Here is a 13,750-nt window from a genome sequence, read left to right as displayed (position 1 = left end):
CATCATGTAAAGTGTCCGAGCCATGCCTATTCGCAATTGGTGAACATTTGCGCCCACATAATGGACAGTTCGAATGTGACTGCCTTAATAAGGACACCCCGTGAACGATCGCTACGAGATTGGCAGACGAACAATCCTCGGCCTCTACATACTTATCTCCACTACTCCCCTGTTTTTCCTGAACATGGCTGGCATCGACTCGCTCGACGAGCGAGGCTACTTGACTTTTGCCATGCTCATCTGGAGCAGCGGCTTTGCATTCCACTATCTGAGCGTGCTTCTTCCACTACCAGCCAATCGAGAAAACTTTCATTACTGGACTCCGCTCGCCAAGCGACTGATCTCCCTTCCCGGTATTGTTCTGCTTACATTTGGCGGTATGTACATAGTTATCCGCTTCGCCAATGCAAAGGAATTACCGGACTGGCTGGAGTTTGTTACCTGCCTGGTCATACTTGCCATTGGATTCTGGCGCTCGCTATCACAGGCGCAACGCTTTCATCAAAGCGTCAACGCACTTACTCATTTCATTCAACAGAATCACCCGCACTGAAAGGCTGTCGTGGAGATCTGGCGTTAACCCCGGCCGTCAGCTAGAGACTCGAACTCAGGGCGAATAAGTTCTAAACCGAAGCTTCCCACCTAAGTCTGCGCAGCGGGCCTACGAGGCGCCCTCCTATTCTCGCCCGGTCGCGGTCAATTCCGCGACCGGGTTTGACAGCCCGACAAACCAGGCGCGGTACATCTCCCTTCGGATGCGTGTGGAAACGAGCGCATCGTTTTCGTAGGCATTCGTGCGTCCAAAGAAATACTCTACGGCGCATCAATGGTGGACCGCGCAGGGAGACCAATTGGTCTGCCGGCTCCTGGTTCCGGTCTGTCAACCCTGCGCGGTCTGCCACCCTTCGATGACAGCGGCGAGTGGCAGCTCTCTTAATGGACTATCCAGGAGCTTTGCCCATGCAAGACCATTTCTACACCCCCACCACCTTCCAGCGACACAACCACACGTTGCGCGGCATCCTGATCGACGACCAGCCGTGGTTGGTCGCCAGCGACCTGGCGCGGCTATTGGCCATGGATTATCCGCAAACACTGGCGCGCCGAGTGGAGCCTTATGAAGTGCAGGAAGTCCGCCTGCTGTCCGCCAGCGGTGCGGAGCTCACCACGGACGTCATCAACGAAGCGGCGCTGTACAAGGCGCTGATCCGCTTCGGCCATCCGGAGAGCCGCACACTCGGGCGCTGGTTGGCCGAGCAGGTGATTCCGCTGCTGCGCGATGCGGGCAAGGAAGGGTCGGAGCAGCCGCGCCGGCTGCTGATGCGCTGGGCGTCGCAGCGCGTGGCGGTGCTGGATTGGCAAGGCGAGCTCTGGGTGCCCTTCCAGCAGGTGCCGACCTTCAGCCCGTTCAAGGGTCGGCGCAGCTGGCTGGGGCGGCTCAAAGGCAGTGCGCCGAGCCATGAAGCTGGCGTCTGACGGCAGGCAAGTGCCTCCCCGGCGCGAGTCCGGGGAGGCTGCCGATCACCAGATCGGCAAGGTGTAGCTGACAATGAAGCGAGTCTCGTCCATGTCATTGCCGAAGCTGCTGCGGAAGGTGCTGTTGCGCAGCTTGAAGCCGACGTTCTTCAGCGGGCCGCTCTGCACCAGGTAGCCGACGTCAGTGTCGCGCTCCCATTCCTTGCCGTCGCCCTGCCCGTTCAGCAGGTCGATGTTGTCGCCGCGCAGGTAGCGGGTCATCAGGCTCAGGCCGGGCAGCCCGTAGGAGGCGAAGTTGAAGTCGTAGCGCAGTTGCCAGGAGCGTTCGTCCTTGTTGGCGAAGTCGCCGATCTGCACGTAGTTGACCAGGTACGGGTCGGTGCCGGACAGGTAGGCGAAGCCGGTGTCGCCGGACATGCGCTGCAGGCCCAGGCCGAACGCCTGGTTGCCGAGCTTGTAGGTGAACATGGCGTTGAGCGCGCGGTTGTCGACGTTGCTGCCGCCATCATCGGTGGAGCGCGCCCAGCGAATGTCGGACTTCAGCGACTGGCCTTCGGCGATCGGCAGCGTGTGCACCAGGCTCACGTAGTGCTGGCGGTACAGGTCTTCGAGGTTGGCGTAGTGGTAGCTGGTACTCAGCTGGCTGTTCCAGCGGTAGGTGCCGCCGGCGATGTTGAAGCGATCGCTGGTGAGGTGGCTGCCGGTGACGATGTTGCGCTTGTTGCCGCGGGTCATCGACAGATCCTCGTTGTTCGAGGAGTCGCGCTGCTTCACTTCGCGCAGCTGGCCGAGTTGCAGGTCGAGGTCGTCGAGCTCCTTCGACTCCACCAGCGCGCCCTGGAAGGTCTGCGGCAGCAGGCGGGTGTCGTTGTACTGCACCACCGGCAGCTTGGGCAGCAGCGTGCCGACCTTCAGCGTGCTCTTGGACACGCGCAGCTTGGCGGTCAGGCCGAGGTCGCTGTAGTCGTCGGCGGCGCGCTTGTCGCTGGCCGAGTACGGCAGCAGGCCGGAGCCGGAACGGTCCGGGCTGGAGTCCAGCTTGAGGCCCAGCAGGCCGAGGGCATCGACGCCCACACCCACGGTGCCGTCGGTGTAGCCCGATTCATAGCGCAGCAGGAAGCCCTGGGCCCATTCTTCGGACTTGGACTGGGCGGCGCCGCTCTGGCGGTAGTCGCGGTTGAAGTAGAAGTTGCGTGCTTCAATGCTGGCCTTGCTGTCGGCGAGGAAATCCGCGTGGGCGAACGAGGGCAGCAGCGCCAGTCCGGAGACCAGCACAGGGGTACGACGATTTTTCATTGTTCTTGTTTCTTTCTACTGGGGTGTTGGCAAAACGCCGGACCGATGAGGCTGGCCCGGCCAGGGGAAGAACTGGGTCAGAGAGTCTTTTCCAGCTCCGGTACGGCTTCGAACAGATCGGCGACCAGGCCATAGTCGGCGACCTGGAAGATCGGCGCCTCTTCGTCCTTGTTGATCGCGACGATCACTTTCGAGTCCTTCATGCCCGCCAGGTGCTGGATGGCGCCGGAGATACCGACGGCCACGTACAGCTGCGGAGCGACGATCTTGCCGGTCTGGCCGACCTGCATGTCGTTCGGCACGAAGCCGGCGTCAACGGCAGCGCGGGAAGCGCCGACGGCAGCGCCCAGCTTGTCAGCCAGGGAGTAGAGGATCTTGAAGTTGTCGCCATTGCCCATGCCGCGGCCGCCGGAAACGACGATCTTGGCAGCGGTCAGTTCCGGACGGTCGGACTTGGCCAGTTCTTCACCGACGAAGGCGGACTTGCCGGCATCGGCCGGGCCGGAAACAGCTTCAACAGCGGCGGAACCACCTTCGGCAGCGACGGCGTCAAAGCCGGTGCCACGCACGGTGATGACCTTGACGGCAGCCGAGGACTGCACGGTAGCGATGGCGTTACCGGCATAGATCGGGCGCTTGAAGGTGTCGGCGCTGACGACTTCGATGATCTCGGAGATCTGGTCGACGTCCAGCAGGGCGGCAACGCGCGGCAGGAAGTTCTTGCCGTTGGTGGTAGCGGCGGCCAGCACGTGGCTGTAGCCCTTGCCCAGCTCAGCGATCAGCGGAGCCACATTCTCCGGCAGCTGGTGCGCGTAGGCGGCGTTGTCGGCGACCAGCACCTTGGAAACACCGGCGATCCTGACAGCGGCTTCGGCCACGCCACCGACGTTCTGGCCGGCGACCAGCACGTTGATTTCGCCGCCGATCTTCTGCGCGGCGGCAACGGTATTCAGTGTCGCGGCGCCCAGCGCACCATTGGAATGTTCTGCAACAACCAGGACAGCCATCAGATCACCTTCGCTTCGTTCTTCAGTTTTTCGACCAGTTCGGCCACCGACTTCACCTTGATGCCGGCGCTACGTGCGGCGGGCGCTTCCACCTTGAGGGTCTTCACGGTAGAGGCCGTGGAGATGCCCAGCACGTCCGGAGGGAGGAATTCCAGTGGCTTCTTCTTCGCCTTCATGATGTTGGGCAGCGACGCGTAGCGCGGCTCATTCAGGCGCAGGTCGGTGGTGACGATGGCCGGCAGGTTCAGGGCAACGGTCTGCAGGCCGCCGTCGATTTCACGGGTGACGTTGACCTTGGAGCTCGCGACTTCGACCCTGGAGGCGAAGGTGCCCTGGGCATAGCCGGTCAGCGCCGCCAGCATCTGGCCGGTCTGGTTGTTGTCGCTGTCGATGGCCTGCTTGCCGAGGATGACCAGCTGCGGCTGCTCTTTGTCGACCAGGGCTTTCAGGGCCTTGGCGACCGCCAGCGAGTTCAGCTCGTCGTTGCTCTCGACCAACACGGCGCGGTCGGCACCCAGCGCCAAAGCGGTGCGCAATTGCTCCTGCGCGCCACTCGGGCCAACCGAGACCACCACGATCTCGCTGGCGACGCCTTTCTCTTTCAGGCGTACGGCCTCTTCCACGGCGATTTCGCAGAAGGGGTTCATGGACATCTTGACGTTGGCCAGATCAACGCCGGAGTGGTCCGCCTTGACGCGGACCTTGACGTTGTAGTCGACCACGCGTTTTACCGCGACCAGTACTTTCATCAGGGATATTCCTTGGCTGGCGCCAGCATGCATCGGCGCTGCGATGGGTTTGGATTCGCGAGCAAGCTCGCTCCTACAGGTATGTACCGATTTGCTCTTCGTAGGAGCGAGCTTGCTCGCGAACGGATTCAGGCCAGGGCGTCAGGCCTCACCGAGCTGCTCGATCACACCCTCGGTCTTCAGCTGCGCCAAACGCGCATCGTCCAGACCGAGGCGGCGCTTGAGCACCTCGTCGGTGTGCTCGCCGAGCATGGGCGCCGGGCGCTGGTATTCCACCGGCGTCTCGGAGAGTTTCAACGGGCTGCCGACCATGCGGAACGCGGGGTTCTGCGCGTGAGGAATCTCCACCAGCATGTCGCGGGCGACCACCTGCGGCTCGTCCAGCGCGCGGCCGATGTCGTTGATCACGCCGACCGGCACCTTCATCGCGTGGATGCGTTTCACCCAGTTGTCGGCGGTGTCGCCTTGGAAGTGCTCGGCGAGCTTGCCGACGATGATGTCGCGGTTGCGCACGCGGTCGGCATTGCGGGTGAAACGCGGGTCCTTGGGCAATTCCGGCAGGCCGATGGCGTCGCACAGCGAGACGAACTGGCTGTCGTTGCCGCAGGCGATGATGAAGTCCATGTCCTGCGCGCTGAACACCTGGTACGGCACGATGTTGACGTGGGCATTGCCCTGGCGGCCCGGCGAGCGGCCAGTGGCGAGGTAGTTCTGGCTCTGGTTGCCGAGCATGGCGACCTGCACGTCCAGCAGCGCCATGTCGCAGTGCTGGCCGCGGCCGGTCTTCTCGCGGGCCAGCAGCGCGGCCTGGATGGCGACCACCGAATACAGGCCGGTCATCACGTCGGATACAGCGACACCGACTTTCTGCGGACCGGCGCCGGGTACACCATCCTTCTCGCCGGTAATGCTCATCAGCCCGCCCATGCCCTGGATGATGAAGTCGTAGCCGGGCTCCTCGGCACGCGGGCCGGTCTGGCCGAAGCCGGTGATGGAGCAATAGACCAGGCGCGGATTGACCTTCGACAGGCTGTCGTAGTCCAGCCCGTACTTGGCCAGCGAACCGGCCTTGTAGTTCTCGATCAGCACATCGCACTCGCCGGCCAGGGCGCGCACCAGCGCCTGCCCTTCCTCCGTCGCCAGGTTCAGCGCCACCGACAGCTTGTTGCGGTTGGTGGACTGGTAGTACGCCGCCTCGCTGCTGTCCGAGCCATCGGCTGCCTTCATGTAGGGCGGGCCCCAGCCACGGGTGTCATCCCCTACGCCGGGCCGTTCGATCTTGATCACTTCCGCACCCAGGTCGGCCAGCACCTGGCCACACCAGGGGCCGGCCAGCACGCGGCTGAGGTCGAGTACGCGGTATCCGCTCAAAGCACCCATCTTCACATCCTCACTGACGCGCTCAGGCGCGCTCGATAACCATGGCGAGCCCCTGGCCCACGCCAATGCACAGGCTGATCACCGCATAGCGTTGACCGCTGCGCTGCAGTTGTCGCGCCACACTCAGCGCCAACCGCGCGCCGGAAGCGCCCAGCGGGTGGCCGACGGCGATGGCGCCGCCATTGGGGTTGACCCGCGCGTCGTCGAAGTCCACGCCCAGGCCGTGCAGGCAGCCGAGCACCTGAGAGGCAAAGGCTTCGTTGATCTCGATGATGTCCATGTCGGCCAGGGTCAGCTCGGCGCGCTGGAGCGCCTTGTTGATCGCCTCCACCGGGCCGACGCCCATGATGCGTGGCTCCACGCCGACGGCCGCCGCCGAGAGAATCCGCGCCAGCGGCTTGAGGCCGTGGCGCTCGCCCGCAGCGGCCGAGCCGATCAGCAACGCGGCGGCGCCATCGTTCACGCCGGAGGCGTTGCCGGCGGTGACCACGCCACCTTCGGACAGCGGTTTCAGACGCGCCAGTGCGGCGTCATCGGAAGACGGGCGCGGGTGTTCGTCCTGCTCCACGACATTCGGCGGCGTCTTGCGCCCGGTGGGTACGCTGACCGGGAGGATTTCCCCGGCGAAGAAACCGGCCTGGCGGGCGGCTTCATAGTTGGCCTGGGAACGGGCGGCGAAACGGTCGGCCTGCTCACGGCTGATGCCGAATTCGCGGGCTACGTTGTCGCCAGTCTCCGGCATGCTGTCGTTGCCGAATCCGGCGACGATCTTCGGGTTGGGGAAGCGTGCGCCGATGGTGCTGTCGAACACCGTCAGGTCGCGGCTGTAGGCGGTCTCGGCCTTGGCCATGACGAAGGGCGCGCGGGACATGCTTTCCACCCCGCCGGCGACGAACAGCTCGCCTTCACCGCAGGTCACAGCGCGTGCTGCGTCGATGACGGCCGCCAGCCCACTGGCGCACAGGCGGTTCACCGTCTGGCCCGGCACGGTCACCGGCAGGCCGGCGAGCAGCGCGGCATGGCGGGCGATGTTGCGGCTGTCCTCACCGGCCTGGTTGGTGTTGCCGAGGATCACGTCCTCGATGGCTTCGCCCGGCACCTGGGCGCGGGCCAGCAGTTCGCGGATCACCTGGGCGATCAGGTCGTCCGGGCGTACCGGCGCCAGGGCACCGCCGTGTCGGCCGAAGGGGGTACGCAGGCCGGCGTAGATATAAGCATTGAGCATCGGTGTCTCCTTGAATCAACTAGGCGCCGGGCTTCAGCCCGGCGCAGGCTCGGCGTGGCGCAGCGACAGGCCGAGCGCGGCGCGGCGGCGCAGCCACGGGCCGGGGCGGTAGCGGGCGTCGCCGGTAAGGTCGGTCATGCGTTCGAGGATGTTCAGCAGGCGCGCCGGGCCAACGCTGTCGCCCCAGGCCAGCGGACCGTGCGGGTAGCCCAGGCCACGGCGCACGCCTTCATCGAGGTCGTCGACGCTGGCGATACGCTGCTGGACGATGTCGCCGGCCAGGTTGACGATCAGCGCCAGCACGCGCTGGGCAACGAAACCGACGCTGTCATTGATGACCGTCACGCCTACGCCGTCAGCCGCCAGCAGCGCATGGGCAGCATCGCGCATTGCCGAGGAAGTCGCCGGGTTCTGCATCAGGCAGCGGTGGCGTTGCAGGTCCAGCAGGAGGTCGATGCAGACCGTGCGCGTCGGCTCGGTGCCGAAACGCTGGCAGGCGCTGGTGGCGTCGATCCCGTAAGGAGCCAGCAGGCACAGCGCTTCGCTGCTCGGCTGGGCGCCCTGTTCCAGCGTCGCGCCGAGTGTCTTCAGCAGCTCGCCGAGCACTTCACGGTCCTGGTCGTTTTCCGCGCCGATCCACACGGGCGGCAGTGCTGCAACACTCGGTACCGGTTGCGGCGCCGGCGGGTCGATCATCTTGCCGTCTTCATAACGATAGAAACCGCGACCGACCTTGCGGCCGACGAAACCGGCCTCGAGCATCTGCCGGGTCAGCGCCGCCGGGCGGTAACGCGGCTCCTGGTAGAACTGGTTGTAGATGGACTCGATCACCGGGTGGGACACGTCCAGCGCAGTGAGGTCGAACAGCTCCAGCGGCCCCATGCGGAACCCCAGACCCTCGCGCAGGATGCGGTCGATGTCGGCCGGTTCGGCGATGGCTTCCTTGAGCATCTGCAGGGCTTCGGTGCTGTAGGCGCGGCCGGCGTGGTTGATGATGAAGCCGGGGGTGTCCTTGGCGCGGATACCGCGATGGCCCATGCGCGCGGCCAGCTCCACCAGGCTGTCGCCGACCTGCGGATCGCTGGCCAGGCCGTCGATCACCTCGACCACCTTCATCAGCGGCACCGGGTTGAAGAAGTGGAAGCCCGCCACCCGCTCGGGATGCTGGCAGCCTCGGGCGATGCTGGTGACCGACAGCGACGAGGTATTGGTGGCGAGGATGCAGTCAGCGCTGACCACCGCTTCCAGCTCGGCCAGCAGCGCCTGCTTGGCGTCCAGCCGTTCGATGATCGCTTCGACCACCAGATCGGAATCTGCCAGCTCGCTCAGGGCCCCGGCGACCAACAGGCGGCTCAGGGTCGCATCGGCCTCTGCGGCAGTGATCTTGCCCTTCTCCGCCAGCTTGGCGAGGGTACGCCCGAGGCTGTCGCGGGCGGCTTGTGCCGCGCCATCACGGGCATCGAAGAGTTTCACCTGGATGCCGGCCTGGGCGGCGATCTGGGCGATGCCGCTGCCCATGACGCCGGTACCGACGATGGCCATGCGTTCAATGCGCTTGATACCAAAAGAAAGGGTCATGCTCATTCCCCCAGGAAGCTGGCTTGGCGTTTTTCCAGGAAGGCGGCGGCACCCTCCTTCTGATCCTTCGAGTCGAACAACAGCTGGAAGGCCTTGCGCTCCAGGGTCAGGGCGCTGTCCAGCGGCAGGTCGGCGCCGGCCAGCATCACTTCCTTGATCTGCGCCACGGCCAGCGGCGGCAGTGCGGCGATCTCGGCGGCCAGTTCCAGTGCACGCGGCAGCGTGCGGGCGTCTTCCACCACTTCACTGAGCATGCCGATGGCCAGGGCTTCCGGCGCCTTGATCAGGCAGCCGGTCAGGGCAATGCGCATCGCCTGGAACTTGCCTACCGCACGGATCAGCCGCTGGGTACCGCCGGCGCCGGGCATCAGGCCGAGCTTCACTTCCGGCTGGCCGAAGCGCGCCGACTCACCGGCGACGATGATGTCGCAGTGCATCGCCAGCTCGCAGCCGCCGCCCAGGGCGAAGCCATTGACCGCAGCGATCACCGGTTTCGGACAGCGGGAAATGGCTTCCCACAACAACTCGGTATGGCGGCGGTACATCTCGATGGGACTGGCCTGGGCGAACTCGCGAATATCGGCGCCGGCGACGAAGCACTCCTCACCGCCGGTCAGCACCACCGCGCGAACCTCGCGGTTGTCGCTCAGGGCGCGGAAGTGCTCGGCCAGTTGCTGGCGCACGGCGGCGTTCAAGGCATTCTTGGCTTCCGGGCGGTCGATGCGGACAACCGCCACGCCATCGGCCCGGATATCGAGATGAACCACGTTGGTACTCATGACAGCGAAGACCTCTTATTGTTTCGTCTGACGAAACTAGATTCCGTATTTCGATTTCATCATAGAGACACCGAATCCTGGCTGTAAACGGTGATGATCGATTACCCCTTCAAAGCCAGTGAAATCGCGGCATCTGAAATTTTTACCTGCACGTCTGTACTAACCAGTCCAGACCCATTACAATTTCGTCTGACGAAACTGAATTTTATTTTATTGATTTTCCGTGAATAGGGGTTCTACCATGCGCCGCAACAAGACGGAGATGGATTCGGCTGCGCCGACGAAAAACGAAGGTGAGATCGGCCTGCTGGAACGGGGTCTGTACGACCCGGCCACGGCACTGAGCGAAGAGGAAAACAGCGGCCAGTTCGTCACGGCCCTGGCTCGCGGCCTGGAGATCCTGCGCTGCTTCACGCCACGGGAAAACGTGCTGAGCAACCAGGACCTGGCTCGCAAGACCGACCTGCCCAAGCCGACGGTGACGCGCCTGACCAACACCCTGATGCGCCTGGGTTGCCTCAAGCGCGAGATGCATTCGGGCAAGTACCAGCTCGACGTCGGCGTGCTCGGCTTCGGCTACGCAATGCTGTCGAACCTGTCGATCCGCGCGGTGGCCCATCCGCTGATGGAGGAACTGGCCAACCACGCCCAGGCGGCGGTGGCCATGGCTGCCCGCGACCGTCTGCAGATGGTGTACCTGGACGTGGTCCAGGGACAGGGAAACATGACGATGCGCCGGCAGATCGGCAGTTACCTGCCGCTGGCGGCGAGTTCGGTGGGCCGCGCGTGCCTCGCGGCGATGCCGGAGAACGAGCGGGAGTTCCTGCTCGAGCACATTCGCGAACGCGAACCGGATACCTGGCCGGCCATCCGCAAGGGTCTGGACCGCGCCTTCAGGGACTACACCGATTACGGCTACTGCCTGTCGATCGGTGAATGGCACCGCGACGTCAACTCCGTCGCCGTGCCCTTGGTACACCCGCAGTACGGCCTGCTGGCCTTCAACTGCGGCGGTCCGAGCTTCCAGCTGACCCGCGAGAAGCTCGAGGACGACATCGGGCCCCGCCTGATCAACATGGTCAACAACATAGGTGCCGCCGCTCGCTGAATCTCGGGTGACGGTGCCTCGCCAGACTGGCCCGCTCGCGGGCCTTGTGAGGAGTGCACATGATCCGAGACCCAGAAACGCTGCAGATACTTCTGGACTCCATCCACCAGTTTGTCGGCGAAGTGCTGATCCCGCGGGAGAACGAGGTCGCCGAGACCGACGCCATCCCGCAGGACATCATCGAGCAGATGCGCGAGATGGGCCTGTTCGGCCTGACCATCCCCGAAGACTTCGGCGGCCTGGGCGTGACCATGGAAGAAGAGGTGAACATCACCTTCGAACTCGGCCGCACCTCCCCCGCCTTCCGCTCCTACATCGGCACCAACAACGGCATCGGCTCCATCGGCATCCTGATCGACGGCACGCCGGAGCAGAAAGCCCACTACCTGCCGAAACTCGCCAGCGGCGAACTGCTCAGCGCCTTCTGCCTGACCGAGCCGGACTCCGGCTCCGACGCCGCCTCGCTGAAGACCACCGCTGTGCGCGATGGTGACTTCTATGTGCTCAACGGCACCAAACGCTTCATCACCAACGCCCCGCACGCCGGCATCTATACCGTGATGGCCCGCACCAACCCGACGATCAAGGGTTCCGGCGGCATCAGTGCTTTCATTGTCGAGCGCGGCACGCCGGGCATTTCCCTGGGCAAGCCGGACCACAAGATGGGCCAGAAAGGCGCGCACACCAGCGATGTGATCTTCGACAACGTACGCATCCCGGCCGGCCAGCTCATCGGCGGCGTCGAGGGCGTGGGCTTCAAGACCGCCATGAAGGTGCTCGACAAGGGCCGCCTGCACATTGCCGCGCTGAGCGTCGGCGCCGCCGAGCGCATGCTCGCCGACGCACTGCAATACGCCCTGGAACGCAAGCAGTTCGGCCAGCCGATCGCCGAGTTCCAGCTGATCCAGGCGATGCTCGCCGACAGCAAGGCCGAGATCTACGCCGCCCGTTGCATGGTGCTGGACGCCGCACGCAAGCGCGATGAGGGCCGCAACGTCAGCACCGAAGCCTCCTGCGCCAAGATGTTCGCCACCGAGATGTGCGGCCGCGTCGCTGACCGCTGCGTGCAGATCCATGGCGGCGCCGGTTACGTCAGCGAGTACGCCATCGAGCGCTTCTACCGCGACGTGCGTCTGTTCCGGCTCTACGAGGGCACCACGCAGATCCAGCAGGTGATCATCGCCCGCAACATGATCCGCGAAGCCCAGGCCTGACCACCCCATCAGGCGGCGCGTGGCCACGCACCTCGCGCCGCCGACTCAAAGCACCTGCCACACGCTTACCGAGGATCGGCACACCGGTCCGCCAACAACTACAACAGGTAATTCGTTCATGGAAAACACTGCTTCCGCGACGGCTGCAACCGCCGCCACCCAGAGCAAGACCTGGGTACTCGTCTTCGCCTTCTGCTTCATCGGCCTGCTGATCGATGGCGCGGACCTGATGCTTCTCTCCTACAGCCTCACCAGCCTCAAGGCCGAGTTCGGCCTGAGCAACCTCCAGGCCGGCAGCCTGGGCAGCGTCACCCTGGCCGGCATGGCCTTCGGCGGTATCTACGGCGGCTGGGCGTGCGATCGCTTCGGCCGGGTCAAGACCGTGGTCTGGACCATCGTGCTGTTCTCCGTCGGCACCGCGGTCCTCGGACTGACTCACAATTACTGGCAGTTTGCTGCCGCGCGCTTCGTCGCCTCCCTCGGCCTGGGCGCCCTTTACGTGGCCTGCAACACGCTGATGGCCGAATACGTGCCGACCAAGTACCGCACCACCGTGCTGGGCACCCTGCAAGCCGGCTGGTCGGTGGGCTACATCGTCGCCACCCTGCTGGCCGGCTGGATCCTGCCGGACCACGGTTGGCGCTACCTGTTCTACATCGCCATCATCCCGGTGGTGCTGGCCGTGGCCATGCGCAAGCTGATCCCCGAGCCCGCTGCCTGGGTCCAGGCACAGGCAGAACGCCAGCAGCGCAAGACCGCCGGCCAGTCGAGCAGCGTCGCCGCCGTTCCGCGCCAGAACGCCTTCCGCCAGATCTTCAGCGATCCGAAGGCCAGCCGCATGTTCCTGTTCTGGGCGCTGACCGCCGGCTTCCTGCAGTTCGGCTATTACGGCGTGAACAACTGGATGCCGTCGTACCTGGAAACCGAGATGGGCATGAACTTCAAGGCCATGACCTCGTACCTGGTCGGCACCTACGCGGCGATGATCCTCGGCAAGGTACTGGCCGGCGTCGCCGCCGACTGGTTCGGCCGCCGTACCGTGTTCTCCTTCGGCGCCCTGGGCACCGCCGTATTCCTGCCGGTGATCGTGCTGTTCCACAGCCCGGAGAACATTCTCTGGATGCTGGTGGTGTTCGGCTTCCTCTACGGCATTCCCTACGGCGTGAACGCCACCTACATGACCGAGAGCTTTGCCGCCGCCTTCCGTGGCACAGCAGTCGGCGGTGCGTACAACATCGGTCGTATCGGCGCAGCCATCGCCCCGGCAGTGATCGGCTTCCTCGCCACGCAGATGTCCATTGGCGTGGGCTTCCTGGTGATGGGCGCGGCGTACTTCATCTGCGGTGTGATCCCCGCCCTGCTGATCCGCGACAAGCAGTTCGACCCGCAGCAGGAGTGACCTGAGCGCTTAGCGCCCAGCCACGAAAACGCCCGGTGCACTGCACCGGGCGTTTTTGTTTGCACGCACAAAAGGACATCGGGACAAAATCGCAGGCAAAAAAAGCCCCGCCGAAGCGGGGCTTTCTTGTCAGCGATGTCGATTAGACAGCGCGAACTTGTTCAGCTTGCGGGCCTTTCTGGCCGGCAGTCACAACGAAGCTGACCTTCTGGCCTTCGTCGAGGGACTTGTAGCCGTTGCCTTCGATCTGACGGAAGTGAACGAATACGTCCGGGCCGCTTTCCGGGGTGATGAAGCCGAAGCCCTTCTCAGCGTTGAACCATTTGACGATGCCGTTTTGACGATCGGACATGATGTTGTCTCCTAAAAGAATGCTAAAGGCCGGCCGAAAGCCGACCGGCGATGAGCTGAATGCGTAGTGAAGAGGTGCCGAGGAGATGGAGCATCTTGTAGAAGAACATCAAGTCGCGGAACTCGTTACTGGGCAGGCAGCCCATGCAGAATACAAGGTTTGGCGCTAATTCATAGCTTTTTTTCAC

At 64.2% G+C, this 13,750-nt stretch carries 13 protein-coding genes; 5 read left to right on the top strand and 8 right to left on the bottom strand.

The genetic code is table 11. The features are described 5' to 3' along the window. Nucleotides 1–100: 100 nt before the first annotated feature. The gene (locus ACKI1H_RS19390) at nt 101–553 is read left to right on the top strand and encodes a hypothetical protein (protein WP_440465984.1); all 453 of its coding nucleotides are present in this window, start codon (nt 101–103) and stop codon (nt 551–553) included. Between the two features lie 407 nt (nt 554–960). After that, complete coding sequence (locus tag ACKI1H_RS19385; protein ID WP_440465983.1) at nt 961–1,476, top strand: BRO-N domain-containing protein; 516 nt, start codon at nt 961–963, stop codon at nt 1,474–1,476. Between the two features lie 45 nt (nt 1,477–1,521). On the opposite strand, the gene ACKI1H_RS19380 is transcribed toward ACKI1H_RS19385, so the two are convergent. From ACKI1H_RS19380 to ACKI1H_RS19350, 7 genes are all read right to left on the bottom strand, one after another. Further along, nucleotides 1,522–2,772 (bottom strand): OprD family porin, encoded by a 1,251-nt coding sequence (locus ACKI1H_RS19380; RefSeq protein WP_440465982.1) that lies wholly within the window; start codon nt 2,770–2,772, stop codon nt 1,522–1,524. 77 nt (nt 2,773–2,849) lie between these two features. Next, the gene (locus tag ACKI1H_RS19375; protein ID WP_440465981.1) at nt 2,850–3,779 is read right to left on the bottom strand and encodes an electron transfer flavoprotein subunit alpha/FixB family protein; all 930 of its coding nucleotides are present in this window, start codon (nt 3,777–3,779) and stop codon (nt 2,850–2,852) included. Then, a complete protein-coding gene (locus tag ACKI1H_RS19370) occupies nt 3,779–4,528 on the bottom strand; it encodes an electron transfer flavoprotein subunit beta/FixA family protein (protein ID WP_440465980.1) in 750 nt (249 codons plus the stop codon). The genes ACKI1H_RS19375 and ACKI1H_RS19370 overlap by 1 nt, the downstream gene beginning before the upstream one ends. Before the next feature lie 141 nt (nt 4,529–4,669). After that, complete coding sequence (locus ACKI1H_RS19365; protein WP_440465979.1) at nt 4,670–5,908, bottom strand: CaiB/BaiF CoA transferase family protein; 1,239 nt, start codon at nt 5,906–5,908, stop codon at nt 4,670–4,672. A gap of 22 nt (nt 5,909–5,930) precedes the next feature. After that, nucleotides 5,931–7,133, bottom strand: coding sequence for a 3-oxoadipyl-CoA thiolase (locus ACKI1H_RS19360; RefSeq protein WP_440465978.1), 1,203 nt, complete (start codon nt 7,131–7,133; stop codon nt 5,931–5,933). A 33-nt stretch (nt 7,134–7,166) separates the two neighbouring features. Continuing rightward, nucleotides 7,167–8,717: a 3-hydroxyacyl-CoA dehydrogenase gene (locus ACKI1H_RS19355; protein ID WP_440465977.1), complete on the bottom strand. Its 1,551-nt coding sequence runs from the start codon at nt 8,715–8,717 to the stop codon at nt 7,167–7,169. Then, complete coding sequence (locus ACKI1H_RS19350) at nt 8,714–9,490, bottom strand: enoyl-CoA hydratase (RefSeq protein WP_440465976.1); 777 nt, start codon at nt 9,488–9,490, stop codon at nt 8,714–8,716. Before ACKI1H_RS19350 ends, ACKI1H_RS19355 begins: the two co-directional genes overlap by 4 nt. 241 nt (nt 9,491–9,731) lie before the next feature. Between ACKI1H_RS19350 and ACKI1H_RS19345 the strand changes: the two genes are divergently transcribed. The 3 genes from ACKI1H_RS19345 to ACKI1H_RS19335 all read left to right on the top strand — a co-directional run bounded on the left by ACKI1H_RS19345 (nt 9,732) and on the right by ACKI1H_RS19335 (nt 13,211). Then, nucleotides 9,732–10,598, top strand: a complete 867-nt coding sequence (locus ACKI1H_RS19345) for an IclR family transcriptional regulator (protein WP_138526449.1) — start codon at nt 9,732–9,734, stop codon at nt 10,596–10,598. Between the two features lie 59 nt (nt 10,599–10,657). Next, nucleotides 10,658–11,812: an acyl-CoA dehydrogenase family protein gene (locus tag ACKI1H_RS19340; RefSeq protein WP_126624769.1), complete on the top strand. Its 1,155-nt coding sequence runs from the start codon at nt 10,658–10,660 to the stop codon at nt 11,810–11,812. A 118-nt stretch (nt 11,813–11,930) separates the two neighbouring features. After that, nucleotides 11,931–13,211, top strand: coding sequence for an MFS transporter (locus tag ACKI1H_RS19335; RefSeq protein ID WP_126624768.1), 1,281 nt, complete (start codon nt 11,931–11,933; stop codon nt 13,209–13,211). Nucleotides 13,212–13,353: 142 nt separating this feature from the next. On the opposite strand, the gene ACKI1H_RS19330 is transcribed toward ACKI1H_RS19335, so the two are convergent. After that, nucleotides 13,354–13,563, bottom strand: a complete 210-nt coding sequence (locus ACKI1H_RS19330; RefSeq protein ID WP_017518411.1) for a cold-shock protein — start codon at nt 13,561–13,563, stop codon at nt 13,354–13,356. Nucleotides 13,564–13,750 lie beyond the last annotated feature (187 nt).

The sequence above is a fragment of the Pseudomonas sp. YH-1 genome (assembly GCF_051990045.1).
Classification (GTDB): Bacteria; Pseudomonadota; Gammaproteobacteria; order Pseudomonadales; family Pseudomonadaceae; genus Pseudomonas; species Pseudomonas nicosulfuronedens.
Note: the sequence above shows the minus strand (reverse complement) of the source record. Positions and strands in the feature narration are given on the sequence as shown.

What these genes read in the sequence shown, in the direction of transcription:
- ACKI1H_RS19355 (WP_440465977.1), bottom strand. Translation starts at nt 8,717, where the DNA reads ATGAGCATGACCCTTTCTTTTGGTATCAAGCGCATTGAACGCATGGCC.
- ACKI1H_RS19340 (WP_126624769.1), top strand. Translation starts at nt 10,658, where the DNA reads ATGATCCGAGACCCAGAAACGCTGCAGATACTTCTGGACTCCATCCAC.
- ACKI1H_RS19335 (WP_126624768.1), top strand. Translation starts at nt 11,931, where the DNA reads ATGGAAAACACTGCTTCCGCGACGGCTGCAACCGCCGCCACCCAGAGC.
- ACKI1H_RS19360 (WP_440465978.1), bottom strand. Translation starts at nt 7,133, where the DNA reads ATGCTCAATGCTTATATCTACGCCGGCCTGCGTACCCCCTTCGGCCGA.
- ACKI1H_RS19385 (WP_440465983.1), top strand. Translation starts at nt 961, where the DNA reads ATGCAAGACCATTTCTACACCCCCACCACCTTCCAGCGACACAACCAC.
- ACKI1H_RS19345 (WP_138526449.1), top strand. Translation starts at nt 9,732, where the DNA reads ATGCGCCGCAACAAGACGGAGATGGATTCGGCTGCGCCGACGAAAAAC.
- ACKI1H_RS19370 (WP_440465980.1), bottom strand. Translation starts at nt 4,528, where the DNA reads ATGAAAGTACTGGTCGCGGTAAAACGCGTGGTCGACTACAACGTCAAG.
- ACKI1H_RS19330 (WP_017518411.1), bottom strand. Translation starts at nt 13,563, where the DNA reads ATGTCCGATCGTCAAAACGGCATCGTCAAATGGTTCAACGCTGAGAAG.
- ACKI1H_RS19375 (WP_440465981.1), bottom strand. Translation starts at nt 3,779, where the DNA reads ATGGCTGTCCTGGTTGTTGCAGAACATTCCAATGGTGCGCTGGGCGCC.
- ACKI1H_RS19365 (WP_440465979.1), bottom strand. Translation starts at nt 5,908, where the DNA reads ATGGGTGCTTTGAGCGGATACCGCGTACTCGACCTCAGCCGCGTGCTG.
- ACKI1H_RS19380 (WP_440465982.1), bottom strand. Translation starts at nt 2,772, where the DNA reads ATGAAAAATCGTCGTACCCCTGTGCTGGTCTCCGGACTGGCGCTGCTG.
- ACKI1H_RS19350 (WP_440465976.1), bottom strand. Translation starts at nt 9,490, where the DNA reads ATGAGTACCAACGTGGTTCATCTCGATATCCGGGCCGATGGCGTGGCG.